This window comes from Nocardia vaccinii NBRC 15922 (genome assembly GCF_001613305.1).
GTDB classification, from domain to species: domain Bacteria; phylum Actinomycetota; class Actinomycetes; order Mycobacteriales; family Mycobacteriaceae; genus Nocardia; species Nocardia vaccinii.
In genome coordinates this window covers 1-24880 of the sequence record NZ_BDCC01000021.1, presented here as the reverse complement: position 1 = coordinate 24880, position 24880 = coordinate 1, and the positions used below count along the sequence as shown (strand labels likewise).

23 protein-coding genes are annotated in these 24880 nt (G+C 66.3%); 7 read left to right on the top strand and 16 right to left on the bottom strand.

Features of this window, described 5'->3' with window-relative positions:
* Positions 1-135: 135 nt before the first annotated feature.
* From NV1_RS16950 to NV1_RS16900, 11 genes are all read right to left on the bottom strand, one after another.
* On the bottom strand, positions 136-1494 hold the full coding sequence (locus NV1_RS16950) for an FAD-binding oxidoreductase (RefSeq protein WP_067892412.1): 1359 nt from the start codon (positions 1492-1494) through the stop codon (positions 136-138).
* Between the two features lie 53 nt (positions 1495-1547).
* On the bottom strand, positions 1548-1874 hold the full coding sequence (locus tag NV1_RS16945) for a putative quinol monooxygenase (RefSeq protein ID WP_067892326.1): 327 nt from the start codon (positions 1872-1874) through the stop codon (positions 1548-1550).
* A 14-nt stretch (positions 1875-1888) separates the two neighbouring features.
* On the bottom strand, positions 1889-3538 hold the full coding sequence (groL, locus tag NV1_RS16940) for a chaperonin GroEL (RefSeq protein WP_067892324.1): 1650 nt from the start codon (positions 3536-3538) through the stop codon (positions 1889-1891).
* 61 nt (positions 3539-3599) lie between these two features.
* On the bottom strand, positions 3600-4625 hold the full coding sequence (locus NV1_RS16935; RefSeq protein ID WP_067892322.1) for an NAD(P)-dependent alcohol dehydrogenase: 1026 nt from the start codon (positions 4623-4625) through the stop codon (positions 3600-3602).
* The gene (locus tag NV1_RS16930) at positions 4622-5368 is read right to left on the bottom strand and encodes an iron-sulfur cluster assembly protein (protein WP_067892320.1); all 747 of its coding nucleotides are present in this window, start codon (positions 5366-5368) and stop codon (positions 4622-4624) included. The genes NV1_RS16935 and NV1_RS16930 overlap by 4 nt, the downstream gene beginning before the upstream one ends.
* On the bottom strand, positions 5365-6402 hold the full coding sequence (locus NV1_RS16925; protein WP_067892318.1) for an amidohydrolase family protein: 1038 nt from the start codon (positions 6400-6402) through the stop codon (positions 5365-5367). The genes NV1_RS16930 and NV1_RS16925 overlap by 4 nt, the downstream gene beginning before the upstream one ends.
* Before the next feature lie 98 nt (positions 6403-6500).
* Positions 6501-6842, bottom strand: a complete 342-nt coding sequence (gene mimD, locus NV1_RS16920) for a propane 2-monooxygenase effector subunit MimD (RefSeq protein WP_067892316.1) — start codon at positions 6840-6842, stop codon at positions 6501-6503.
* Positions 6839-7945, bottom strand: a complete 1107-nt coding sequence (locus NV1_RS16915; protein ID WP_067892314.1) for an aromatic/alkene monooxygenase hydroxylase subunit beta — start codon at positions 7943-7945, stop codon at positions 6839-6841. Before NV1_RS16915 ends, mimD begins: the two co-directional genes overlap by 4 nt.
* Positions 7946-7989: 44 nt before the next feature.
* On the bottom strand, positions 7990-9039 hold the full coding sequence (locus NV1_RS16910) for a 2Fe-2S iron-sulfur cluster-binding protein (protein WP_067892312.1): 1050 nt from the start codon (positions 9037-9039) through the stop codon (positions 7990-7992).
* 76 nt (positions 9040-9115) lie between these two features.
* A complete protein-coding gene (locus NV1_RS16905) occupies positions 9116-10747 on the bottom strand; it encodes an aromatic/alkene/methane monooxygenase hydroxylase/oxygenase subunit alpha (RefSeq protein ID WP_067892310.1) in 1632 nt (543 codons plus the stop codon).
* Positions 10748-11070: 323 nt separating this feature from the next.
* Positions 11071-12321 (bottom strand): serine hydrolase domain-containing protein, encoded by a 1251-nt coding sequence (locus NV1_RS16900; RefSeq protein WP_084525467.1) that lies wholly within the window; start codon positions 12319-12321, stop codon positions 11071-11073.
* A gap of 53 nt (positions 12322-12374) precedes the next feature.
* On the opposite strand from NV1_RS16900, the gene NV1_RS16895 reads away from it, so the two are divergent.
* Positions 12375-12719 (top strand): hypothetical protein, encoded by a 345-nt coding sequence (locus NV1_RS16895; RefSeq protein WP_067892308.1) that lies wholly within the window; start codon positions 12375-12377, stop codon positions 12717-12719.
* Positions 12720-12728: 9 nt separating this feature from the next.
* Positions 12729-13415, top strand: coding sequence for an alpha/beta fold hydrolase (locus NV1_RS16890; RefSeq protein WP_067892306.1), 687 nt, complete (start codon positions 12729-12731; stop codon positions 13413-13415).
* Between the two features lie 53 nt (positions 13416-13468).
* On the opposite strand, the gene treZ is transcribed toward NV1_RS16890, so the two are convergent.
* Positions 13469-15238, bottom strand: a complete 1770-nt coding sequence (treZ, locus tag NV1_RS16885) for a malto-oligosyltrehalose trehalohydrolase (RefSeq protein ID WP_157117057.1) — start codon at positions 15236-15238, stop codon at positions 13469-13471.
* Between the two features lie 370 nt (positions 15239-15608).
* On the opposite strand from treZ, the gene NV1_RS16880 reads away from it, so the two are divergent.
* Positions 15609-16226: a class I SAM-dependent methyltransferase gene (locus NV1_RS16880; RefSeq protein WP_067892304.1), complete on the top strand. Its 618-nt coding sequence runs from the start codon at positions 15609-15611 to the stop codon at positions 16224-16226.
* 10 nt (positions 16227-16236) lie between these two features.
* On the opposite strand, the gene NV1_RS16875 is transcribed toward NV1_RS16880, so the two are convergent.
* Together NV1_RS16875 and NV1_RS16870 are read right to left on the bottom strand one after the other, a co-directional pair.
* Positions 16237-16932, bottom strand: coding sequence for a response regulator (locus tag NV1_RS16875; RefSeq protein WP_067892302.1), 696 nt, complete (start codon positions 16930-16932; stop codon positions 16237-16239).
* Positions 16929-18770: an ATP-binding protein gene (locus NV1_RS16870; protein WP_174557454.1), complete on the bottom strand. Its 1842-nt coding sequence runs from the start codon at positions 18768-18770 to the stop codon at positions 16929-16931. The genes NV1_RS16875 and NV1_RS16870 overlap by 4 nt, the downstream gene beginning before the upstream one ends.
* 691 nt (positions 18771-19461) lie before the next feature.
* Between NV1_RS16870 and NV1_RS16865 the strand changes: the two genes are divergently transcribed.
* The 3 genes from NV1_RS16865 to NV1_RS16855 are packed head-to-tail and all read left to right on the top strand — an operon-like array spanning position 19462 to position 22195.
* Positions 19462-20268, top strand: a complete 807-nt coding sequence (locus tag NV1_RS16865; protein WP_067892298.1) for an ABC transporter ATP-binding protein — start codon at positions 19462-19464, stop codon at positions 20266-20268.
* The gene (locus NV1_RS16860; RefSeq protein ID WP_157117055.1) at positions 20258-21142 is read left to right on the top strand and encodes an ABC transporter permease; all 885 of its coding nucleotides are present in this window, start codon (positions 20258-20260) and stop codon (positions 21140-21142) included. The genes NV1_RS16865 and NV1_RS16860 overlap by 11 nt, the downstream gene beginning before the upstream one ends.
* Before the next feature lie 3 nt (positions 21143-21145).
* A complete protein-coding gene (locus NV1_RS16855) occupies positions 21146-22195 on the top strand; it encodes an ABC transporter substrate-binding protein (RefSeq protein ID WP_067892295.1) in 1050 nt (349 codons plus the stop codon).
* A gap of 81 nt (positions 22196-22276) precedes the next feature.
* On the opposite strand, the gene NV1_RS16850 is transcribed toward NV1_RS16855, so the two are convergent.
* Together NV1_RS16850 and rarD are read right to left on the bottom strand one after the other, a co-directional pair.
* Positions 22277-22675 (bottom strand): VOC family protein, encoded by a 399-nt coding sequence (locus tag NV1_RS16850; protein ID WP_067892293.1) that lies wholly within the window; start codon positions 22673-22675, stop codon positions 22277-22279.
* Positions 22676-22753: 78 nt separating this feature from the next.
* On the bottom strand, positions 22754-23719 hold the full coding sequence (gene rarD, locus NV1_RS16845) for an EamA family transporter RarD (protein ID WP_067892405.1): 966 nt from the start codon (positions 23717-23719) through the stop codon (positions 22754-22756).
* 203 nt (positions 23720-23922) lie between these two features.
* Here rarD and NV1_RS16840 point away from each other — a divergent pair, with 203 nt between their 5' ends.
* On the top strand, positions 23923-24333 hold the full coding sequence (locus NV1_RS16840) for a group I truncated hemoglobin (protein WP_067892290.1): 411 nt from the start codon (positions 23923-23925) through the stop codon (positions 24331-24333).
* The last annotated feature ends 547 nt before the right edge of the window (positions 24334-24880 follow it).

Here is a 24880-nt window from a genome sequence, read left to right as displayed (position 1 = left end):
CGAGACGCAGAACCATTTTCTCGGGTGAAAGTGCAAGACGCTATCGCTATACCGGCAACGGTGCCGGTGGTAGTTCACAACGAAGTGGACCCGGGAGACGTCTCGTCGGCATCGACCGACCGAAGCCGGAATCTCTCAGAAGCCGCGACCCGGATTCAGTATTCCGGTGGGGTCGAAGACGGCTTTGAGCTGACTCATCAACTCCGTCTGCACCGACCCGACCATGGATTCCAGATAGGGGCGCTTGAGATTTCCGACGCCGTGCTCGCCCGTGATCGACCCGCCCAGCGCCAGGCACTCACCGACCATCTCCTCGAATGCACGTGAAGCTCGTTCCACGGCAACGGGATCGGCCGCGTCGAACACGATCGTGGGATGCAGATTCCCGTCGGCCGCGTGCCCGAACGTACCGATGACGAGCTGGTGACGTTCGGCGATTTCCCGGATGGCACCGAGCATTTCGTGCAGCCTCGGCACCGGTACCGCGAGATCGTCGAGCAGTGTGCTGCCGCGGCGTTCGAGAGCCGGCAGCGCCATACTCCGGGCCTGCATGAGCGCCGCGCTTTCGGCCGCGTCAGCGCTCAGGTAGACCTCGGTGGCCGCGGCGGCTCGGCACGCGTGCGCGCACCGCTGCGCTTCCGCCGCGGCGGCCTCACCGTCACATTGGATCAGCAACAGGGCCTCGGCCGTCTCGTCCAGGCCCATTCGGGTCATCGCATTGATCGCGGAAATCGTTGTGCGGTCCATGAATTCGCACAAACTGGGATCGGCCACGGCTCGGGCGGCGAGTACCGCGTCCACCGCCTCGACCGAGGCGCCGAAGGCCGCCACCACCGTGGCGGTGTGCGAGGCCCGGGTACGCAGCCGCATCGTCGCCTCCACGATGACCGCCAGGGTCCCCTCGGATCCGACCAGTAGCTGGGTCAGGTTGTATCCCGCGACGTTCTTGCGGGTTTCGGACCCGGTATGGATTATCCGGCCGTCCGCGAGCACGGCTTTGATCCGTACGGCATGGTCGCCGGTGACACCGTACTTCGCGCAACACGGACCACCGGCATTGGTCGCGAGATTTCCGCCGATGGTCGAGATGGCCCGGCTCCCGGGATCGGGTACGTACCAGAGTCCTCGTTCGGCCGCGGCGGATGCGAGGTCGCCGTTGACGACTCCGCATTCGACGCTGGCCGTCCGCGCTCGTTCATCGATCTCGATGATCCGGTTCATCCGCTCGGTGCTGAGCACGATGCAGCCATCGATCGCATTGGCGCCGCCGGCCAGGCCGGTGCCGGCGCCCCTGGTCACGACCGGAACGCGATACCGGTGCGCGATCCGCAGCGTCGTGACCACATGATCCACGCTCCGGGCGCGGACCACCGCCATCGGGTGGCCCGCCGGCGAGAGTAGCGATTGATCGCGGGTGTAGCCGAGCATCGCGTCGCGGTCGGTGACCACGACATCACCCAGCGATGCAGTCAGTTCCGCGACGGGACTTGTCATCGCCACGGTCGTCCCATCTTCATACCTTTTCCGTTGTCACCCGATACTCGCGGCTAGGTGGCGATTTCCAGCTCGCCCATCCGCGACCACTCCACGCCGGGAATCTCGGTATTGATGATGTGCGGGGTCTCCCGCAGCGCCGGGCGCATCGCCGCCAAGCCCTGTCGGAAATGGTCGGAGCCGACGTGATCGGCACCGGCCGAACCGTCCCGGAACGCTTCCACCAGAACGAATTCCGCGGGGTCCGTCGTGCTGCGACTCCAGTCGAACCAGAGATTTCCCGGTTCCGCTCGGGTCGCTTCGGTGAACTCGCGGGTGATCAGCATCCACTGATCCTGGAATTCGGCACGCACCTTGAATTTCACGACGATGAAAATCACGCTCGTCCTCCTGCTCAGTAGATGTTCGACGGCCGGACCATGCCCTCGGCGAGATCGCCGAAGCCGGGAGCGATGATCGCGCCGGGGTTGACCTCGACCTCTTCCACGATGGCCGTCTCGGTCGTGATCAGCAGTGCCGCGATCGACGCAGCGCTTTCCAGCGCCGCGCGGGTGACCTTGAACGGATCGATCACACCGTCCTCGAACATGTCGCCGTACGTACCGCCCAGGGCGTTGAACCCGTGCCCGACCGGGAGTTCGGCGACAACCCGGACCACCTCGTCACCGTCGAAACCGGCGTTGATCGCGATCCAGCGCAGCGGCTCGGCGAGGGCCCGCAGCACGATGTCGCGGCCGGTGGCCTCGTCGCCGGAGAGGTCGAGATCGGCCAGGACCCGATGCGACTGCGCGAGTGCGGTACCACCGCCGGGGACGATGCCGTCCTCGACCGCGGCGCGAGTCGCCGCGAGCGCGTCCTCGACGCGCAACATGCGCTCCTTCAGCTCGACGCTGGTGGCGCCTCCGACGCGGATCACCGCGACTCGTCCGGTGAGCCTGGCGATGCGCAGTTCGATGCTGTCGCGGTCGGCGTCGATCCGCGCGCGGTCGAACTGGGCCCGCAGCTGTGCGACGCGGGCGTCGAGCAGTCGCTGATCACCACGCCCGCCGACGATCGTCGTGCGGTTCTCGGTCACCGTGATGCGATCGCACGACCCCAGGTGCTCGAGGGTCACCTCGGACAGTTCGATACCGGTGTCCTTGGCCACGACATGTCCACCCAGCGCGACCGCGAGATCCTCGAGTTCGGCGACGCGGCGGTGCCCGAACCCGGGGGCGCGAACCACCACCGAAGCCATCGTGTGGTGCATATTGCCGCCGACGAGCAGTTGCAGGGCCGGTCCGTCGACGTCCTCGGCGAGAACGACCAGCGGCCGGTCGGCTCGCTTGGCCGCCTCGATGCTGGGCATGATGTCCTGCACCCGGGTGATCTTCTTGTTGGTCAACAGAATCAGCGGCTCGGCGTGCACCGCCTCCATCCGCTCCGGATCGGTGACCATGTAGCCGGAGGTGTAGCCGTGATCGAATTCGATGCCGTCGACGATGTCGACGGACAGCCCGAGCCCCTCACCCTCCTCGGTGGTGACAACCCCGGACCTGCCGACGTAATCGACGGCCTCGGCCACGGCCACGCCGATCGTGTCGTCGTCACTGGCCGCGAGTGTCGCGATGCGCTGCAGGTCGCTGCGCCCGCTGACCTCGCAGACCTGCTCTCGCAGTGCGTCGACGACCGTGGACACCGCGCGTTCGATTCCGCGGCGCACGCGCATCGGATTGGCGCCGGCCTCCACGGCCCGCAGGCCCTCGCGAACCATGGCCTGCGCGAGGACGGTGGCCGTGGTGGTTCCGTCGCCCACCACCCCGTTGGTCTTCATCGCCACCTCCTTGACCAGCTGCGCACCCATATTGGCGAACGGCTCACGCAACTGGATTTCGCGGGCGATCGTCACGCCGTCGTTGGTGATGGTGGGCGGACCCGTGAGTTTCTCCAGAACCGCGTTGCGCCCCTTGGGGCCGAGGGTCACCTTGACCGCGTCGGCGAGGGCGTTGACTCCCTGCTCGAGCCTCGAGCGGGCGTCGGTGTTGTAGCGCAGTTGCTTTGCCATGGTTGGTGCTTCCTTTCGAGCGGATGCGGTTTCGCGGTGGGTTTCGGCCGCCGTCGCAGGGCTAGGGGACGAGAATCGCCCGGCCGCGCACCCGCCCGGCATCGAGATCGTCGAGTGCCTGCTGGAAGTTCGCGAGTGGGTAGGTGGTCGTGTGCAACGTGACCTTGCCCTGGGCGGCGAGGGTCATCAGTTCCTGCAGGTCGTTGTAGGAGCCGACGAGATTTCCGATGAAGTTGATCTCCGTGGAGATGACGTCGATCGTCGGGACATCGATGTTCTCGCCGTACCCGACGACGTAGTAGTTCCCCGCGCGGCGCAGCATCGCGATTCCCTCCCGGGTCGCGCCGCCCTCGCCGACGAAATCGACCACGGCCTCCGCGCCGTGCCCGCCGGTCAGGTCCAGCACTCGGTCGATATGCCGGCCGTCGGCCACGATGCCGTGGTCGGCGCCGATCTTCACGGCGAGATCCACGGCGTCGGGATTGCGATCGATGACCACGACCGTCACCGCCGAGATCGCCTTCAGCACCTGAATGCCGATATGACCGAGCCCACCGGCGCCGATCACCACGCACACATCGCCGGGACGAGTCGTCCGCGCGACCTTCGCCACCGCGTGATACGCGGTCAATCCGGCGTCGGCGAGCGCCGCGACGTCCGCGGGCTCGAGCGAATCGTCGATCCGGACCACGCTGCGCGCGGTGGTGCGCAGGTATTCGGCGTAGCCGCCGTCGACATCGATGCCGGGGAATTTACTTGCCTGGCAATGGACGTCGTCGCCGGAGCGGCAGGCGCGGCACAGACCGCAGGTGATCAGCGGATGCAGGATCACCTTGTCTCCGACCGCGACGTTGGTGACCGCGTCGCCTACGGCGTGGACCCATCCCGCGTTCTCGTGACCGATCGTATATGGCAGTGCGACACCGCTTTTGGCCTCCCACTGCCCTTCGAGGATGTGCAGGTCGGTGCGGCACACACCGGCGCCGCCGATCCGCACGATCACATCCAGAGGACCTTCGATGGTGGGTTCGGGGATTTCGGTGAGCTGCAATCCGGTGTGGTATCCCACCACCTGGACAGCCTTCATCGCGGGCTCCTGACTGTTCTGAGATCGGTGATGTGCGGTGTCCCGCAAACTGTTTCGTTGTCGGCGTAGCGGGTGGCGAGCAGGCCGCGGCAGAAGTGCGCGTTACCCTCCATCGAGATGCGCACCGACTTGGCGAATCGCAGGCGCATCGGGACCGCCTCGGGCGGAACACGTTTCCCGTGCTCGTCGACGAACACCCGGCTGGCCGGGCAGATGCTCAGCCCGATATCCATACGACGGCGCAGCAGCGCCTCCTTGTCCTTCCCGGGTGGCAGGTCGCTCAGCGTGAGTCGATAGATTTCGTTGGCGCCCAACCCGGTTCGCTTCAGGAACGCCTCTACGCACCGTTCCATCGCCGCCGTGTGCGCCTTCGTCCGGAAGGTTCGGCGCAGTTCGTCCAGGCTCTCCTGCGCCTCGACGCCGAAGGTGCCGACATAGCCCGCGTCGGCGGCCAGGCCGGCGTTGATCTTGTCGCTGTCGTGATGGTCGTCCAGGTATACCCGCACCTCGCCGATGCCCTCGACCAGGCGAAGTGCGTCCCGTGCATCGGAGGCCATCAGATAGGCGAAGTTGGGCGAGCAGAAGGCGGTGGGCAAACGCAGATGGACGGTGACGCCGACATCCTCGAGCAGTACCGACCGCACGAAGCCCAGTTCGGTGATCGGCTCGTCCAATTCGGGGTCGACGACCGTCGAAAGTGCCTCGAGAACAGCTTGTTCGGTGGATATCGCGGCGGTCGTCACGACGCCACCGGTGCCTGTGCCCCGGCCGCGACACCGTTGGCAGCCGGTTCGCTCACCCGCAGTTCGGCCGGGACGTCGATGTCGTACAGGGCCGCCGCGTTGAGCCCGAGGATCTTCTTCTTCTCCTCGACCGTGATCGGGTCGTATTCGCCCTGCATATCCTCGGGGATCTGGAAGTCGACGAACTTCTCGATCAGCCACTTCGGCGACCACAGCGCGTAATCGCTGCCGAACAAGATCTTGTCCTCGCCCAGCCAGTAGAGGAGTTCACCGATGATCTGGGCGAAATACCGTGGCCGCGTGTGGATGAAGGGCAGCGCCACCGCCAGGCCGCCGTAGACGTTCGATTCCTGGGTGCCGATCCAGCAGAAGTCCTCGAGTCGCGGCAGGCCGACGTGCTCGACGACGAAATTCAGTTCGAGGTAGTCGGTGGCGACCTTGTCGACATCCGCGACATCGAAAGCGTCGCGGTCCAGCGGGCGGATCGTGGGCCCCTTGTGCACGTGAATGTTCTTGATGCCCAGCTCGATACATTCCTCGAGGTAGCGCCGCGACCACGGCTCGTCGAGTTTGTATCCGCGTGAGTCGCCGTGCCATTCGGCGGTGTACAGCTTGACGCCCCGCAGATTCATCCGCTCCGCGTCCCTGCGCAGCTGTTCGAGTCCGGCCTGCTCGTAACGCGGATCGTAGGCGTGGTTGTAGGTGAGCTTGCCGGGATGCTTGCCGACCAGGGCCAGCGCTTCCTCGGTCTGCCCGAATCCGGTGCGGTAGAAGTCACTCAGCAGGGTTGCCTGGAAGATCGCGTGATCGACGTAGCCCACACCGAAGATGTCGCGCTCGAAACGCTCACTCCCGTAATACGTATAGGTGTCGTAATCCCACAGGTATTCCTCCGGGCTGAGGTTCTTGTGGTAGTCGTAGAAGCAGTCGATGAACTGCTTGCCGTGCACATTCTTCTGATTCGACTCGCGTGCGTCCCAGATGTGCACATGTCCGTCGACGATGAAGTACTTGTCGCCATTCTTCTCGTACATGCTGAATACTCCGATAATTGGGCTGTGGGGTGGTGCGGCGCCGTCGGCCGGCGGGATCGGCGACGGCGCCGCACACGGAGACTGCGGGAGGGACGGGGTCAGTGGACGGTGAGGTCGAATCCGATGTATTCGGCGGCGTCCTCGGGGCTGGCGAACAGCAGGGTCTTGTCGTCGAGGTGGACCATGCGCCCGTAGTGGGTGGAGCTGATCTCCTCGAAGGTGGAGCCGTCGAACTCCTGGCCCAGGGCGTCGGTGAGCTCGTCGTAGTCGAAATCGAGCAGGCGCTGGCCGTCGACGCGGATCATCGACGGGTACTCCGTCAGCTCCACGCCGTCCTTCGCGCCCATCACCTCGGCCACCACACGGCCGATGGGGGTGTTCATCAGGGTGACGCCACACATGTTCGAGAACTCGGTGGACGATCCGAATTGCATGCTCACTTGTCCAACTCCTTGGGGATGTCCAGCCCGAGGTCCTCGAGCAGGGAACGGAACTTCTCGATCGCGGTGTCCAGGCTCGAGGCGAAGGTGACCGCCTTCTCGGCCGGCTGCGACCAGATCGGTTGCAGGGCACGGGCGGCCTCCAGGCAGCGCGGCACCCAGGTCTGCAGCCAGGTGCCGAACAGCTCCTTGTTCGACTCCCCGAATTCGGCGTCGCGAGTGAGCAATCGGTACAGATTGCGGGTGTAGGCGAGATCGCGGGCGTAGTCGTGCTCGCCGGTACCGACGATCGTGGGCGTGATGTAATCGCCGTTCCCGGCGGCGATCTGCATGACCAGCTCGCTGCGGAACAGCGAACCGACCAGCTGCTCGAACACGATATTGGCGCCGAACAGCAACTCACACCAGTCCGGTACCGCGGTCAGCCGCTCGACGACCTCACGCGTGGGCTGCCACTCGGGCGCGGACTGCCACACCTGCTTGTGCACGGCGCCGTCGAAAGCGTCGCTGGCCTCGGACAGGTCGAGGTTGAACAACGCCAGGTCCTGAGCGAACCGCATCTTGTGCGCGGCGTTGACCGCAACCGCCGTGTTGATCATGTTCGTCGGGCAGGACCGCTGCACGGAGGTGAAAACATGCAGGGCCAGACCGTTTTCCGCATGCATCCACGCGCCCAGATTGCGAGCGATGAAATTCAGCCACGAGGCGTTCCAGCCGTCGTACACGCGAGCGCGCTTGGCATTGGCCAGGCACAGGTCGACCTGGTGCACGACCTTGGAATTGTTGCGGTAGATGGTCTGGTCCCATTCCTCGTTCGGGTCGAGGAACGCGTGCCAGTTCGAGGATTTCGCGGCGGTCCACTCTTTCGGATAACCGCCGGGACCGTCGGCGAAGCCATAGATCCATCCCTGGGACAGGTGCCGTTCGGGATCCGGCTGTACGTCGACGGTCACGTCCTCGTACATCGTCGAGCGCAGTTTGGCCGGCTTGTAGTAGTTGTAGGAACGGCTCTTGGAGCCGGGAAATTCCAGCGCTCCGGCCTCGGAATCGGTGAATTCGATTGTGGGAAAGCTGCGTTGCTTCGCCCCGGTACTTGTGCTCATCTCGTTTCTCAGTTCTGTGTCGGGTGAAAGGAGGGTTCCTGCGATTACTGGTCGAAGGCCGGACTGGTGAACTTGTCGTAGAAGATCTGGTCCTTGGGGGTGCCGCCGGACTCGAGCAGTTCGAGCGCGGCATCGACCATCGGAGGCGGGCCGCACAGGTACACCTCGGACTTGCCGATGCCCGGTTCGCGACGACGCACGACGTCGGTGACATTCCCTTCCTCGACGGTGATCGAGTCCGGAACCCCTTGCGGATCCATCGATTCCGAGAGGCAGGCCACGAATTCGAAACCGGCCAGGTTCGCGCCCAGCCCGAGAATCTCGTCCAGGTAGAACAGGTCATGCGGGGTGCGGGCCCCGTAGTAGAAGTGCACCTGGCGGGTGTTGCCGGTCTCGCTCATGTGCCGGAGCAGCGAGAGAATCGGAGCCATCCCCGCCCCGCCTCCGATGAAGACCAGCGGCAGGACGTGCCCCTCCTTCAGGGTGAAAGACCCGTATGGGCCGGTCAGAGAAATCTCGTCGCCCACCGAGATCCCGTCCTCGAGTAGTCCGGCGAACCGGCCGCCGGGATACTTCTTGATGAGGAACTCGATATGTTCCGATGTCGACTGGGTCGTCGCCATGGAAAAGGACCGATGATCCTCGGTCCCGGGGATCCGCAGATCGGAGTATTGGCCCGATTTGTACTCGTACGCCGCGGGCTCGACGGGTCGCAGCCGCAGCGAAACGATGTCCTTGGTCACCGGCTCGATCGCGACCACCTGGGTGCGCACATCCTGAATCGCGATACCGCTGAGGAGTTCGTCCTCGTCGAAGTTGAGCAGTTCGATGGTGCAGTCGCTGAAAGCATGTGAGCGGCAGAGCAATACGAAGCCCTCTTCCACCTCGGCGTCGTTACACGCGAAGGTCGAATAGTTCTCCATCTGGATATCGCCGTCGAGGACGTAGGACTTGCAGGCCGAACACCGCCCCTCGCGGCAGCCGTGCATGAGGTGAATTCCCTGCCGGAATGCGGCATCGAGGATATTCTCCTGCTCGCCGACTTCCATCTCGATGTCGACGGGCTCGAAGTTGATCCGGTGGTTGTCGGCCACGGGTATATCTCCTGGGCTCGGAAAACAGTGGTGGAAAGCGGGTGACGCCGAATCCGGCGTCACCCACCGAACCCGGTCAGGCCGGGACGCCGCCCGCGCGGTACGCGGCGACATGTGCTTCACGCTCGGCGTCGGACATCTGGTTCAGCAGCACGTTCGGGCTGTTGAACGTGTTTCCCCGGACGTCGTCGAGGGTCCACATCTTCTTCGGGTCGTCCAGATTCAGATGCGGCTGTCCCACAAGGGTTTTGCCGTCGTCGCGGACGTAGCCGAGGTCGGCGACGATATCGGCGAGGTCCTTGCCGTGGTGCAGGGTCTCCCATTCGCGGAATCCGGTGAGCCGGCCCATGTTCGGGGTCGGGCGGCCCTGGTACTCACCGCGGAAGGCGACCGCGTCGGTCCAGTGGCAGGTCTCCGAGCAGTAGGTCCGCCACTGGTCGTCGACCTTGTCCACGACCATGTCCTCGCGAATCAGGCACGGCACCATGCAGGTCCAGCACCGGTGCGGGTACTGGTACCCGACCTCCTCGAACGCGATGGGCTTGTTACGGCCGGGGTAGGCCAGGCGGTTGTACTCCTCCCACCACTTGCCGTACTTCGAGTACCAGCCCGGGTACTTGTGCTCGAACCACTCGAAGTCCTTGTCCGTCATCGCATCGATCCGCCAGTAGTTCACCGGCCAGCCGGTCGCGAAGAACTGGGCGACCTTGTGCACGTAGCCCTTGTCGACGATGCGCGACCACGACTCCTCGACCAGATCGTGCGGAATCTCCAGCCCGTACTTCTCCAGCGGGATGAGGTAGCTGCGGTAGTAGTCGTCATAGATCCACCGCCGCCACATCTCGGCATAGCTCTCCCGGTCCTTGCGGCGGTCCTTCGTGCCGTACTCGATGAAGGTGCCGATGGCCGCGTCGACCACGCAGTGGTTGTTCCACCACGCGTACCGCAGATCCCGTTCCAGCAGCGGACGATTCCGCTCGTCGGCCAGCGCCATGAGCAGAATCGAGTAGCCGTTGGAGATGTGCCGCGACTCGTCGGACTGCACCGAGTGGAACACCGTCGGCAGCAGGTAGTCGCCGTTCGCCGCGGCCTCGTCGGGCATGGCCACGAAAAGCGTGTTCGTGAAGGCGGTTTCGGCGACGACGGTCAGGTAGATGTTCGCCGCGGTGATCGCGTCACCGGTGATGAACCCTTCACCGAACTGCCTGCCGATGGTGCCCGCGTAGTTGTTCGCGAACGCCTTCTCGGTGATATCGAACCCGGCGGGATCGATGTAGTTGTTCATGTACAGCTTCTTGAGATTCATCTGAATCGTCGAGTGCCGCACCTCGTCGATCATCTGCACCGCCAACCCGTTGTGGATCTCCGGGTTGGGCACGGCGTCGATGGCCATCGGCATCGCCCGCGCGGCGGAGATCTCCGGGAACGGAATGATCGACAGGAACAGCTTCTGCCATTCCAGCCACCGCTGCTGCACCTGCCGGAACATGTTGCCGCGGATGGCTCCGTCCATCGCGCCGTAGACGCGGTTGTCCTTCTCCTCCTCCATCGGGAAGTAGGACCGCATGATCTGCTTGAGCGGGTCCTTCTTCGGGGCCTTCTCGAAGGTGTAGTCGGTACCGAAACGAGTGGCCGGCGTCGCGAAGGTTGGTTCCCACGACAACTCGGTGATCTTCGCATGGGCCTTCGTCAGGCTTTGCCTACTCAATGTGCGCCTCCTGGATCAGAGTCAGCCGGATTGCCGACTACGGGGACGAGGTCCGACTCATCACACCGCGTGATCCAGATCGCAGGCGTCTCAGTATGAGACGACAGTCACAGTGGAACCCCCACGGCTCTCACCGCTCGCGACCACACCCGGGGCCGGCACAGAGAGAGGTGACTACTCGGGATGACCGGAGATCCAGCCGATGACGCGAGCGCAGTTACCGGGAAAGGATCTACCCGCTCGTGAAAGAGCTTGCCGCCGAAAGGATTACCATGACAGTGACATGCCGGTGCTCGCAGCCGAGGTCGCGGGGAGGCGAAGTGCTATGCGGCTCCGCGGGATTCGCGGACCTCGCGGAGTCGCGGGACCGCACGGGCGCCCTGGACGACCAGGGGAAGGATCCAGGTGGAGGCGATCTGGTCCCAGGCGAAGCGGCTCATGTGCAGCCGGTTGTGCACGAAACCGACGGACAGGCCCTGCTGGGGATCGGTCCAGCCGAACGAACCGCCCAGGCCGATGTGGCCGAAGCCGGTGCGGGAGCCGGTGGTCGGCATGGAGTGGTAGCCCAGATGCCACATCATCGGCAGGTAGAACAGGGTGCGGTCCAAGCGGTACGTCTGCACCTCGCGCAGAGCGCGGACCGTGCGCGCGGACAGATACCTGCGGCCGTCGATCATGCCGTCGCCGAGCGCACCGTACAGCGTGGCCAGCGCGGGCGCCGTGCACACCCCGTTGCCCGCGCCCATCTCGGTGCCGAGGATCAGCGGATCCTCGCCCTCGAGAATGGTCTCCACACCCGGCAGGAACAGTGATCGCGTGGCCGCGCCGAGGCTGCCCGGAATCCCGTGCGCGTGGCCGAGGAACAGTGCGCCGAGCGGTGCGCGAACTCCTGATAACAGCGAACCACGCAGTGCCGCAACGGTTGTTGTCGAACCTTGCGGAGGCCGGCCCAGATGGATGCCGTCGACGCCGAGCGGTTCGGCGACCTCGGTGCGGAACAGTTCGGCCATGCGGCGGCCGGTGATCGCGCGGGCCAGTCCGGCCACCAGCCAGCCGAAGGTGAGCGCGTGATACGCCGGGACGCCCAGCAGCCGGTCGGGCGAGGCCGCCGCCAGCCGCTGCTCCATCAACTCATGATCGAGCACATCGTCGATCCCGACGGCTATCGACGGCAGCGAGGAGAGCCCGGCGCGATGGGACAGCAAGCGGCGCACCGTAATTCGCTCTTTACCGGCGACGCCGAAATCCGGCCAGTATTCCGCGACGGGCGCGTCGTAATCCAACAGGCCACGATCGGCGAGCCGGTGCACGACCGTTGCGGCGACGCCTTTGGTGGCCGAGAAGACGATAGCGCCGGTATCGCGCGACCACTCGGTGCCGGGCGACGCCTGCCCGGTCCAGATATCCACGAGAGGTTCGCCGTGCCGCATGACGGTCAGACCGCCTCCCGCACCGGGACGGCCGCCTACGAAGGTCGCGAAGGCGCGCACCAGCGGTGCGAATCCGGCAGCGGCGGATCCGTGCACCCCGTCGGGCAGCACCGCGAGGCCGGAAGAGAAAGCGTCATTGCTCACATATCCACCATATCCACGGTAGGGGCCGTGTGTCCGGCCGGTTACCCTGAGTTATGCGATCGTTGCAGGTCCTGGCGCTGATTTTGCTGATCGCGGCAGCAGCGTGCGCGCCCCCGTCCCGACGGCCCGAGACAGCGGCGACCGAGGACGCGCTTGCGGGTGACTGGACCGGGACGCTGGCGATCCCCGGGCAGTCGCCGGCACTGGGCCTCACTCTCGACGGCGACAGCGCGACCCTCTCGATCCCGACCCAGAGCCTGTTCGCGCACCCGCTCGCACAGGTGCACACCTCGCCGGAGAAGGTCGCCTTCACCGTCCCCGGGCTACCCGGTGCACCCGCCTTCGACGGCCGCTACGACCCCGCGCGGGCGGTGATCACCGGGACGTTCACCCAGTAGCGCATCGGTTTGCTCGGCCACGGCGAGGGCGGCTACATCGCCCCCCTGGTCGCCTCCCGGCCGGAGAACCGGATCGCATTCGTGATCATGGTGGCCGGTCCCGCGGCATCCGGTAAGGAGGTTCTGCTCGCACAGAACCGGGCGCTACTGGCCGTGCGCAACGCATCCGCCGATGAGGTCGCCGCGCAGATCGGCTTCGTCGACACCCTCGCCACGCTGCTGCTCAACGGCGATCCGGACCAGGCCCGGCAATACGCGATCGAGCACGACGCCGCCCTCCCGCCGGAGCCACGGCAGCCCGGGTCCGTGATGGACCGGTTCATCAACACGAACTTCACCTCGTTCCTCGGCTACGATCCGGCCGCGGCGCTGGAATCACTGCGCATACCCGTTTCGGCGATCTTCGGCTCGAAGGATCTGCAGGTACCGGTCGATCAGAACGCCCCGCTCGCCCGCACGCTCCTGGCCTCGGACCCGGATGCGGATGTGCACGTCTTCGATGGCTCAACCACCTCATACCGCCTGCCACCACGGGCAGCCCGAACGAGTACGGGCAGATCCGGACCACTATCGCGCCGGAGGTGCTCGAATATCTCACCGGCCGGCTGCGCCAGCGCGTACCACCGGGAGCACACCGATAGCGGCCAACCGTCCGTGCGCGTTATCGCGACCGGCGTTTCGCCACCGCACAGCTGATGGATCCCGTTGCGATCCCCGGCGGCCCCCACAGCATTCCGGTCCGGACATGCCTACCGGCGAGCGGATTCCGAATCACGCCCAGTGCGATGCGCGCTGTCGGTATCGGTCAGGAGAGCGAACGAGTGCGCGGGGAGCGTCGTGTGTGACCCGGTTCTACGTATGGGATCCCAGACCAGCAGCGGATCGCCGGTGATCGGCAACTCGACCGGATGCTCGGACAGGTTACAAGCGAGGTGGATTTCGTTGCGGTGCACGATGATCCATCGATCGCTCTCGTCGTGTTCGACGGTGAGCTGATCGAGGCGGGGGTCCGCCAGGCCGGGGTGGGTGCGTCGCAGCGCCAGTAGTGCGCGGTAGCAGTTCAGCAGACGGGCGTTCGCGGGACTTTCCAGCTCGGACCAGTCGAGTTTCGAGCGGTGGAAGGTGGCCGGGTCCTGCGGGTCGGGAATTTCGATGGCGGGCCAGCCGTGGTCCGCGAATTCGGCTCTGCGGCCTTCCGCGACCGCCGCCGCCAGCTCCGGTTCGGGGTGAGAGGTGAAGAACTGGAACGGAGTTCGAGCGCCCCACTCCTCACCCATGAACAGCATCGGGGTGTACGGCGAGGTGAGGATCAGCGCCGCTTTCACCGCGAGCTGACCGTCGGTGAGATAGGCCGACGGGCGGTCGCCGAGGGCTCGATTGCCGATCTGGTCGTGGGTGCAGGTGTACCCCAGCAGGGCACTGCCCGGTACAGTGCGACTGTCCAAGGGGCGGCCGTGGGTTCTGCCGCGGAAGCTGGAATAGGTTGCGGCGTGAAAGAATCCGTTTCGCAGGGTGTCCGCCAGACAGCGCATCGAGCCGAAATCGGCGTAGTACCCCTGTCTTTCGCCCGAAACCGCAGCGTGTACGGCGTGGTGCAGATCATCGCTCCACTGCCCATGCAAGCCGAAACCGCCTGCCGCACGGGGGGTTATCAGGCGAGGATCGTTCAGATCGCTCTCCGCGATCAGGGTCAGCGGTCGGCCCAACCGGGCGGACAACGCGGCGGTCTCGGCGGCCAGTTCTTCCAGCAGGCCGATCGCCCGGTGATCCACGAGGGCATGCACCGCGTCCAAGCGCAGTGCGTCGATGTGGAATTCGGCGAACCAGCGCAGCGCATTGCCGATGATGTAGCGGCGCACCTCGTCCGATTCGGGACCATCCAGATTCAGGCGCTGCCCCCAGGTGTTCGATTCCCGGCCGAGATAGGGCCCGAACCTGGGCAGGTAGTTGCCCGAAGGTCCGAGGTGGTTGTAGACGACATCCAGCGCGACCGCCAGACCCGCGCCGTGGCAGGCGTTCACGAAACGTTGCAGCCCATCCGGGCCGCCGTACGGTTCGTGCACCGCATACCAGAGCACACCGTCGTATCCCCAGTTCCACACCCCGTTGAAGGCGTTGACCGGCATCAGCTCGACCATCGTCACCCCCAGGGCGACCAGGTGATCGAGGCGCTCGATCGCCGCATCGAACGTGCCCTGCGGAGTGAACGTCCCGATATGCAGTTCGTAGCACACCGCACCGGCCAATTGTCTTCCGGCCCAGCCGGAATCGGTCCATCCCGTCGGCTCGAGGGTGTGCCGGGCCGACCGGCCGTGCACGCCCTCCGGCTGCCGCGGCGATCGCGGGTCCGGCAACACCGTCGGATCATGGTCGAGCAGGAAGCCGTACCGCGCTCCCGGACCGGCGTCGACCTCGGCCGACCACCACCCCCCGGCATCGGCGCGCATCGGATGAACCATCCCGTCCACCTCGACCCGCACCCGCTCCACCTCCGGCGCCCACACCTCGAACCGGCTCACACCCTCACCTCTCCCTCGGCCCCGGGGACCGCTCGCGATCCACGATGCCACGCGATCGCCGCCCGGCAACCGTGCCCGACTGCGTCGGCGGATATCGCGTCTCGGACGATCCGCCCATGTTCGCGCGCGGACCGGACGGTGACCTCCGGACGACGCGGGCATCCATGTCGAGGGCGTGCACGCTCTACTCGCGGCACGTCACGCTGCGCATCTCGGCAAGGTGCCCACACAGCAGCTCTATCACGTCGGGGCTGGTCAGGTGATCGATCCGGATCTCCACCCCGGTCACGCTACCCACGATCCGGCATGACCGCGCAGCCATCCGGCACACGAGCGCTCACACCCGGCCGAGTGGTGGCAGAGTCGGGGTATGGGCATCTACAGCGAACAAGTACTGCCGCGAATCGTCGACATCGCGTGCGGGCGGGCGCAGCACGACTCGCTTCGTCAACGGACGGTCGCGGGGCTGCGCGGGCGGGTTGTGGAGATCGGATTCGGGTCCGGGCGCAACGTGCCGTTCTATCCCGAGGCGGTGGAATCGGTGAGTGCGGTCGAACCGGCCGATCTCGGGTGGCGGCTCGCACGCGAGCGGCTGGCCGCGGCGGCGGTGCCGGTGCAGCGGGCCGGACTGGATGGCCAGTCGCTGCCCTTCGCGGACAACAGTTTCGATACGGCACTGTCGACATGGACGATGTGCACGATTCCGGATGTCGCTGCGGCACTTCAGGAATTGCGCCGGGTGCTGGTGCCGGGCGGAACATTGCATTTCGTGGAGCACGGCCTGGCGCCGGATACCTCGGTGCAGACCTGGCAGCATCGCCTCGATCCGGTGCAGCGCACACTGTTCGGGGGATGTCACCTGAACCGCGACATCCGCGGCACGATCGAGCGCGCCGGTTTCCGGATCCAGGACATCGACTGCTTCTACGAACAGCCGGGGCCGAAATTCCTTGCCGCGTTGACCCTGGGGATCGCCGTATCGGCGTGACCGCACACCGTCATCTCCCCGCGCCGGAACCGCCGACCGCGACGTACTCCTGTTCCGGGCGGCCGGTGCTGCCGTATCGCAGCTGCATGCGCAGTGCGCCGACGCCCACGAGTGTGGCCAGATAGCGTTGGGCGGTGGCGCGGGAGACGCCGGTCGCGGCCGAGACCTCCGCCGCGGACAGGGGTTCCGGTGCGTCACGTACTGCTCGCAGCACCAGATCCTTTGTCGGAGAGGGGGAAACGGCCGAAGCTCCGGAAGAGGAGGTGCCGGGCGGACCGGTGGGACGCAGCGCCTCGAGGGCCATATCGATGTCCCGGGGCGTGACCACGGGCACGGACAGCAGCTTGCGGTATCGCGCGTATCCGGCCAGGCGCGCAGCCAGAGCCGCATGGTCGAAGGGTTTCACCAGATAGGCCAGCACGCCCGCGGACAGCGCCGCGCGGACCGTGCCGGATTCGGCGGCGGCGGTGAGCATCATTGCGTCACAAGAGATCTCACGCACCAGATCGATACCGGAACCGTCGGGCAGATACACGTCGATCAGCGTCAGATCGTACTGCGAGGCCGCGATCGCCGACCGCGCCGCCGCCAGACTGTGCACGGTGGCGCCGACCGTGAAACCCGGTAGCGCCGAGACGATTCCGGCATGCAGATTGGCCACCCGGAAATCGTCGTCGACGACCAGGACCCGAAATTCCGTACTCATAGCCCGCCTGTCTCCTCCAATACCCCGGGCAATCGGGCGATGAATTCCGCGCCGGGCAGGGCGCCGTCGCCGCCGACCGGACTCGCCAGCACCATATCCCCGCCCAGCGCCCGCGCCACCTGCCGCGACAACGCCAACCCCACGCCGCGCCCGCCGGGCGCCCCGTTGTCCGGTCGAGTCGAAACACCCTCGGTGAAAATCGAATCCACCATCTCCGCGGGAACGCCGGTCCCGCTGTCGGCGACGGTGATGTGCAGCGTCGCCCCCTCCTGGACGAGCTCGACCTCCACCTGCAGCGGCGCGGCGGGCGGCGAACCGGCCGCGCGATCCGTTCCGGCGCTGTCCGGCATCGTCCGGTCCACAGCTGCCGGCCCGGGGATACTCACCTGCTCGGCCGGGGACGTCTCGGTGAGATGAACGCCCACCGCGGCCCGCGACGCGGTGGGTCGCATTGCGGCGGATTCGACCGCGACTCCATCGCCCACCCGGGCCGCCTCGATGGCGTTATCGAGCAGATTGCCCAGAATCGTCGTGACATCCACTGGCACAGCGAGATTCGCATCGACCCAGGTATTGGGGCCCAGTCGCAGTTCGACACCGCTCTCGCGAGCGTGGGCGGCCTTGGCGGCCAGGAACGCTTGCAGGTAGGGGTCGCGCAGGGCGTCCATCCCCGGGAGCGCGGCGCCGAGCGGTCCGGAGCCCAGCAGCTCCTCGAGGTACTGCGCCGCCTCCTCCGGACGACCACCGTGCAGCAGACCGCTGAGCAGATGCAGGCGATTGGCGAATTCGTGACGCTGAGCCCGCAACACCGTACTCATCGACCGCACGGCATCGAGCTGCCTGGTCAGCGATTCGACATCGGTGCGGTCGCGCACACTCAGCACCGCACCCAGCGCCCGCCCCTCGCGGCTGACGGTGCGGGCGGTGACGACGAGCAGCCGGTCCCCGGCCGCCGCGGGCACCGGAAGGGCCTGGGCCGCCCGGAACACCTCGACGATCCGTGGCGTCAACCCGATCTCGTCCACACTCACCCCGGGCGCACCGTCGATACCGAGCAGCCGTCGCGCCTCGTCGTTGACAACGGTTGTGCGCCAACCGGTATCGACCGCGACCACACCTTCGCCGATACCGTGCAGCACCGCCGCCTGCTCGCGCACCAAGTCAGCGAGTTCCGGCGGTTGCAGACCCAAGGTCAGCTCGTGCCAGCGCCGAGCCAGCAGCACCGACCCGATAACGCCCGCGAACAACGCGACACCGGCGAGCAGGCCCGCGCGCCGCAGATCCCGCAGCAACTGATCGTGCACGGCCGCGGTGGAGATGCCGACACTCACCTCCCCCACGACCTTGTTCCCATCGGGTTGCAGCACAGGCACTTTCGCACGCACCGACTCACCGAGCGTGCCGCGTTCCTGGATCACCACCTCGACGCCGTGCAATGCCGCCGTCGGGTCGGTACTCACCATCTCACCCAGCCGGTCACGGGTGGGGTGCGCCAACCGGATCCCCTTGTCGTCGGTGACGACCACGTACAACGCGCCGGTTCGAGTCCGGGTCTGTTCCGCGATCCGCTCGAGCCGGCCCCCGGCCAGCTCGCCGTCCGTCTCCGGGCCGTTCGGCACGGTAGCCGCAGAGTAACTGCTCACTTCGTCCCGGACCACCGAGTCCGCCGCCACGGTACGCGCGATCGCCAGCGCCCGCTGCCCGTACTCTCCGGACAACCGCTGATCACTCACATACGCGAACACGCCGAACGCGATACCGAGCGTCAGCGCGACGAGCACCACTTGCAGTAACACGATCTGCGTCCGCAACCGCACACCGCGGCCGAACACGAACATCGCCCATGTCATACCACTGTGCGCAAAACGAGCACAAGATCCGCAGCCGGCGGGCCTACAGTTCGCCCGCGGATAACAAGCCGCCCCGTCGGCCGCCCGAACTTTCCCACAGGTCCCACCCCGGCCGCACGAGCCGATCTCCGTCGGCACCGAGATAAGCGAACTTCCGGCCGCACCGCCGGACGCCACCCGCGTTCGGGCCCGAGCCGCCCGCCACCCGGCCCCATCCACGTTGCAGCAGGCCCCACTACGACGCCTGCTCTCGAACCGAGAAGTTCGCGGCCGTCGGCCATGCGAAGGGTCCCGGCACGGCACGTACGGCGAACTCGCCGACCCCGGGGGTGCGGAGTTCATCGAAGCGGACATCCCGCGCCAGATGCCGAAGGGTCGGACGCGGTTCGCTGAGCCTCGCCGGGCGCGCTCAGAAGTTGTTCCCGTCCCGACTCTCATCGCGATCCGCCTGATCGATCGTCGGCCGGAAGTCCGATAGGGGGCGCGGGCGTCCGCGAATAAGCGCGGACCTCATCGTGAGACACGGCGGAGTAGAACCGGCAGCCCTGAGCACAACGAGCACAATGCGGGAATTGCAGGTTGCGCGGCTTGTGCGCACAAACGGGTGAGGTGTGACCGAGAGCACTTATGGTCGTGCGGTCGCACGTGAGGTGCGGCGAGAGTGTTTCAGGAGTAGGCCATGACCAACCCTGTCATCGAGTTCCGGGGCGCAACCAAGCGCTTTCCCGGAACCGGCGGTGGTATCCACACGGCGGTGCGAAATCTGCGCTTCACCGTGGACCCGGGCGAGTTCGTCGCCGTGGTCGGACCGACCGGCTGCGGGAAGTCGACCACGCTGTCGCTGGTGTCCGGCCTCGAGCGCACCTCGGCGGGGCGAACCCTGGTGCGCGGCAAGGACGTCGACGGAATTCCCGAGGGTATCGGGTACATGTTCCAGCAGGACGCGGTGCTGCCGTGGCGCACGGTGCTGGACAACGTCGCGTTCGGACCGCGGCTGCGGGGCGCGTCGAAATCGCAGGCGCGCGAACGAGCTTCGCAATGGGTCCGCACGGTCGGGCTGGCCGGATTCGAGAAGTACTATCCGCATCAGCTTTCCGGCGGGATGCGCAAACGCGTCGCGCTGGCCCAGACCCTGGTGAACGATCCCGAGATCATCCTCATGGACGAGCCGTTCAGCGCCCTGGACGTGCAGACCCGCCAACTCATGCAGGACGAACTGCTGCGCGTGTGGTCCGGAACCGGTGCCGCCGTGGTATTCGTGACCCACGATCTGGAGGAGGCCATCGCACTGGCCGATCGGGTGGTGGTGATGACCGCGAGCCCCGCGACGGTGTGTGGTGATTACCGGGTCGACCTCGAGCGCCCGCGCAATGTCGAGGAGGTCCGCCTGACCGACGCCTTCCGAACCCTGTACACCGAGATCTGGGGCACGCTGCGCGATCAGGTCGAGGCCGCCCGCGCGAAGGGAGCCGACCGTGTCGCTTGATATCACCGAAACCGGCTTGCCAGCAGAGGAATTCGAGGCCGAGTCCGAGGAGCAGATCCTCGCCGCCGCCCGCCGCCGCGCGCTGGTGTCCCGGCTGCGCACGTGGGGACTGCGGGTCGCGATCATCGTGCTGTGGCTGGGAGCGTGGCAGCTGACCGCGACGCTGTGGATCGATCCGTTCTTCTACTCCAAACCGTCGCTGATCTGGGGCCGGCTGGTCGAATGGTTCAGCAGCGGAACGCAGTTCGGGTCGATCTGGCTGCAGATCCTGACCACCGTCCAGGAGGCCGTGGTCGGGTTCGTGATCGGCGCGGTCGCCGGTGTGGTGCTGGGTGTGCTGCTGGGCCGCAGCCGCTACTGGGCCGAGGTCACCTCGCCGTTCATCAAGGCGCTCAACGCCGTTCCGCGCATCGTGCTGGCCTCGCTGTTCATCATCTGGTTCGGGCTGGGGCTGGAGTCGAAGGTGGCCACGGTCGTCGTGCTGACCTTCTTCGCGGTGTTCTTCAACGCCTTCACCGGCGCGCGCGAGGTGGACGGAAACGTCATCGACAACGCCCGCATTCTCGGCGCGAGCCGCCGGCAGGTGCTCTATCGGATCGTGCTGCCCAGCGCGACCACCTGGATTCTGTCCAGTCTGCACACCGCCTTCGGCTTCGCGCTGATCGGCGCGGTGGTCGGTGAGTACGCGGGCGCGAGCAAAGGCCTCGGCCTGCTGATCTCCAACGCGCAGAACACCTTCGACGCCGCGGGCATCTATGCGGGCATGATCATCATCACCGTGGTGGCACTGGTGGCGGAATGGGCGATCGGATTCGCCGAAGGCAGATTGCTGAAATGGCGTCCGTCGCAGGCGCAGTCGGCGCGCGAGGTGTGAGAGATGAGATATCGCAAGCACATCGCCGTGGCGATGCTCGCCGTCTGCTCGCTGCTGCTGGTGACCGGATGCCGTGATTCGCGGGTCATCCCCACGAAGAACGGGCGGCCGCAGATCACCATCATGATCGGCGGCATCGACAAGGTGATCTACCTGCCCGCGATGCTGGCTCAGCGGCTGAACTACTTCGCGGACAACGACATCGACGTGCGACTGCTCGACCAGCAGTCCGGCGCCACCGCGGAGACGACGCTGCTGACCGGGGACGTGCAAGCGGTGGTCGGCTTCTACGACCACACCATCGACCTGCAGTCCAAGGATCAGTGCCTGCGCACGGTGGCACAACTCTCCGACGTTCCGGGTGAGGTCGAACTCGTCGCGAAGGCGCAGAGCGAAAAGATCAACTCGCCCAGGGATTTCGCGGGTAAGAAGCTGGGCATCACGTCACTGGGCTCGTCCACCGACTTCATCACCCAGGCCCTGGCCGGACAGGCCGGGCTCGGAACGTCACAGTACGACCGCGTGAAAGTCGGTGCGGGACAGACGTTCATCGCCGGAATGAACCACGGCGGCATCGATGCGGGCATGACCACCGATCCGACGGTCGCGCAGATGGTGCAGGCCGGAACCGCCCGGGTCATGCTGGACATGCGCACCGAGGCCGGTACCCGGGCGGCGTTGGGCGGGCTGTATCCGGCCTCGTCGCTGTATATGCGCTGCGACACCGTGCGGGCACATCCGGAGATCGTGCAGAAGCTGGTCAACGCCTTCGTCGAGGCCCTGCGCTGGATCAAGGCGCACACCCCGGAACAGATCGCGGCCAGGATGCCCCCGCAGTACGCCGCGGGCGGCAAGGATCTGTACGTCCGGTCCATCCGCGATTCGATCGGCATGTTCAACGGCGACGGCCTGATGAAATCCGAAGGCGCACAGAATGTGCTGAAGATTCTCGGCAGGTACTCGGCCAATGTGCGGCCGGTGCACGACCGCATCGATCTGGCGAAGACCTACACCAATGACTTCGCCCGGCGGGTGCCCGCGGGCACTCCGTGACCCGGTACGGGCCGCACCACGGATGAGGGGTGGCGCGGCCCGTACCGCAACCGAATCACGGTGTGCGGCGGTAACTCTCACCTACGATTCGGACCAGCCGCCGTACGGGACGGTCAGGAGTTCGAGTGCATGGCCGCTGGGGTCGAAGAAGTACACACCCCGGCCGCCGTCGTTATGGTTGATCTCACCCTCGTGCTGCCCGTGCGGATCGGCCCAATACCGCAGGCCTCGCTCCTGGATTTTGGCGAACCCCGCGTCGAAGTCCTCCTCGGACACCAGGAATGCGTAGTGCGCCACCGGAATATCGGTCACCGTGGACGGAACCTGGGCGAAGTCGAAGGTGACCCCGTTGTCGACCGTGACCGGTATGAACGGACCATACTGCGCACCGACCTCGAGCCCCAGCATGTCGGCCCAGAACCGGGCGCTCGCGGCGGGGTCGTGACTGGCGACGATGGTGTGGTTGAAGTGTATGGACAAGATCGCTCCCCTACAGAGTGACGACGCCGACCCCGGACCGGTACGAGTCGGCCTACGGGAGCATCGTCATTACCGAACCTAGCCGCGATCACCGGACCGCCGCAACGACTCGGCGGCCGGGGCAACCGTCACCGCACTGCCGTTCGCGCGACGTCTGCGCAGCGCGTCGCCGGTGAAGACCACCAGCGCCAGCCAGATCAGACCGAATCCGGCCCACCGCGAGGCGGGCATCGGCTCGTGCCCGACCAATACGCCCCAGGCCATTTGCAGTGCGGGAGTGAGGTATTGCAGGATTCCCATCGTCGACAGCGGCGTCCGGGAGGCGGCGAGCGCGAACAGCAGCAGCGGGATCAGGGTGACCGGACCTGCCGCGACGAGCAAGGCCGAATGCCCCACGCCGTGGCCGAAGGCCGCATGTCCGGTGACGCCTAGCGCGACCACGCCCGCCAGCGCGAACGGCGCGGACACCAGTCCCTCCGCGGCGACACTGCGCAGCGGGTCCAGCCGGATCACCTTCTTGACCAGGCCGTAGGTGGCGAACGAGCAGGCCAGGACGAGCGCGATCACCGGCGGGCGGCCGTAGTCGACGGTCAGTACCAGCACCGCCAGCACGCCCAGCGCGAGGGCGATCCACTGCGGCCAGACCAGCCGCTCACGAAAGAGCACCACCCCGAACAGCACGGTCACCAGCGGATTGATGAAGTAGCCGAGTGCGCACTCGACGACGTGCCCGGAGGTCACCCCGTACACGTACACACCCCAGTTGATCGCGATGGCCAGCGCGGCCACCGCCGCGAGCTGCCAGGTCCGCCGATCGATCGCGAGCAGTTCGCGGATCCGCCCCGCCACCAACAGGACGATCAACACCACCACCAGCGTCCACAGGATTCGCTCGACCAGGATCTCGACCGGGTTGGTGAACTCCAGCAGGCCGAAGAACGCCGGGAACGATCCCCACAGCATGTAGGCGGCGGCCCCGAACACGGCACCGCCGCTCCCCCACCGTGCCCGCCGGCCGCCGGAACCATCGGATTCGGAATCCACCGCTGTCTCGGACCGTCGCACACGCACGCCAGAACGGTACTTCCGTGCGGTAATAGTGTCGAGCGGATATCGGCCGTCGCATCGGGCCCTCACAACCTTGGGGCGGCACTGGTGAGCCCACGGCAATTCGCCTGCCATGCACGGTAATCGGCCCGCGACAGCGGACTAACCGAGCGGCAACAGCTCGCTGATGTCCTTGGAACATGCGAATTCCCTCACTCTTCAAATCCAAGACCACCACACCGGAGCCGCCCATCTACGAGAAGATCGGCGGACACGAGGCGCTCGAGACGGTTGTCGAGGACTTCTACGTCCGAGTGCTCGCCGACGACGAGCTGAAGGGTTTCTTCACCGGGACGAACATGTCCCGGCTCAAGGGCCGTCAGGTCGAGTTCTTCGCCGCCGCCCTCGGCGGCCCCGACCCCTACACGGGTGCGCCGATGAAGCAGGTGCACCAGGGCCGCGGCATCATGATGAAGCACTTCAACCTGGTCGCGGGCCATCTGACCGATTCCCTGAAGGCCGCGGGCGTACCGGACGACATCGTCGCCCAGATCATCGGCGCCGTCGCTCCCCTGGCCGACGACATCGCCTCCGACGCGGCCACCGCCTGATTCTCCGGGCAACCTGGTCGGCACAGCCCCCGGCCATTCACGAATCGGAGCGAAGCGGAGGCCGCAGGCACCAAGCCGAGTGCCCGAGAAGGGAAAACATCCCAGGGCCGCGAATCAGGAGCGAAAGCCCCCTGATTCGCGGCCCTTCTCGCTGTTCGCCCCGCCGCCACCACCGAACGCAGCTACCGCACACCCCGTACCGCCGACAACCGACACCTGGTTCGCCCCCGGACCCACAATCACCCAGCGCGACCACCTCCTGACACGCTCAGCGACGAATCATCTCCGCACCGCCGGGAGTCGCCCGCGAAGCGAAAGGCTCAGCAACGCCAGCGCCGAGGTTTTCGGCGCGAGCTCGTCGTTCAGCCCTCGCACGACCCTCGAAGCCCACGGCCGAAGCCCGAGTCGCAGCCGCACAACGACACCCCTTCGAGCACGAAACCCGACCGAAGCGGAGCGAGGCGAAGGCCGACGCGCACAGCGGCGAAGCGTCTCCGTCCCGCTGGAAATCGCCCGCGAAGCGAAAGGCTCAGCAACGCCAGCACCA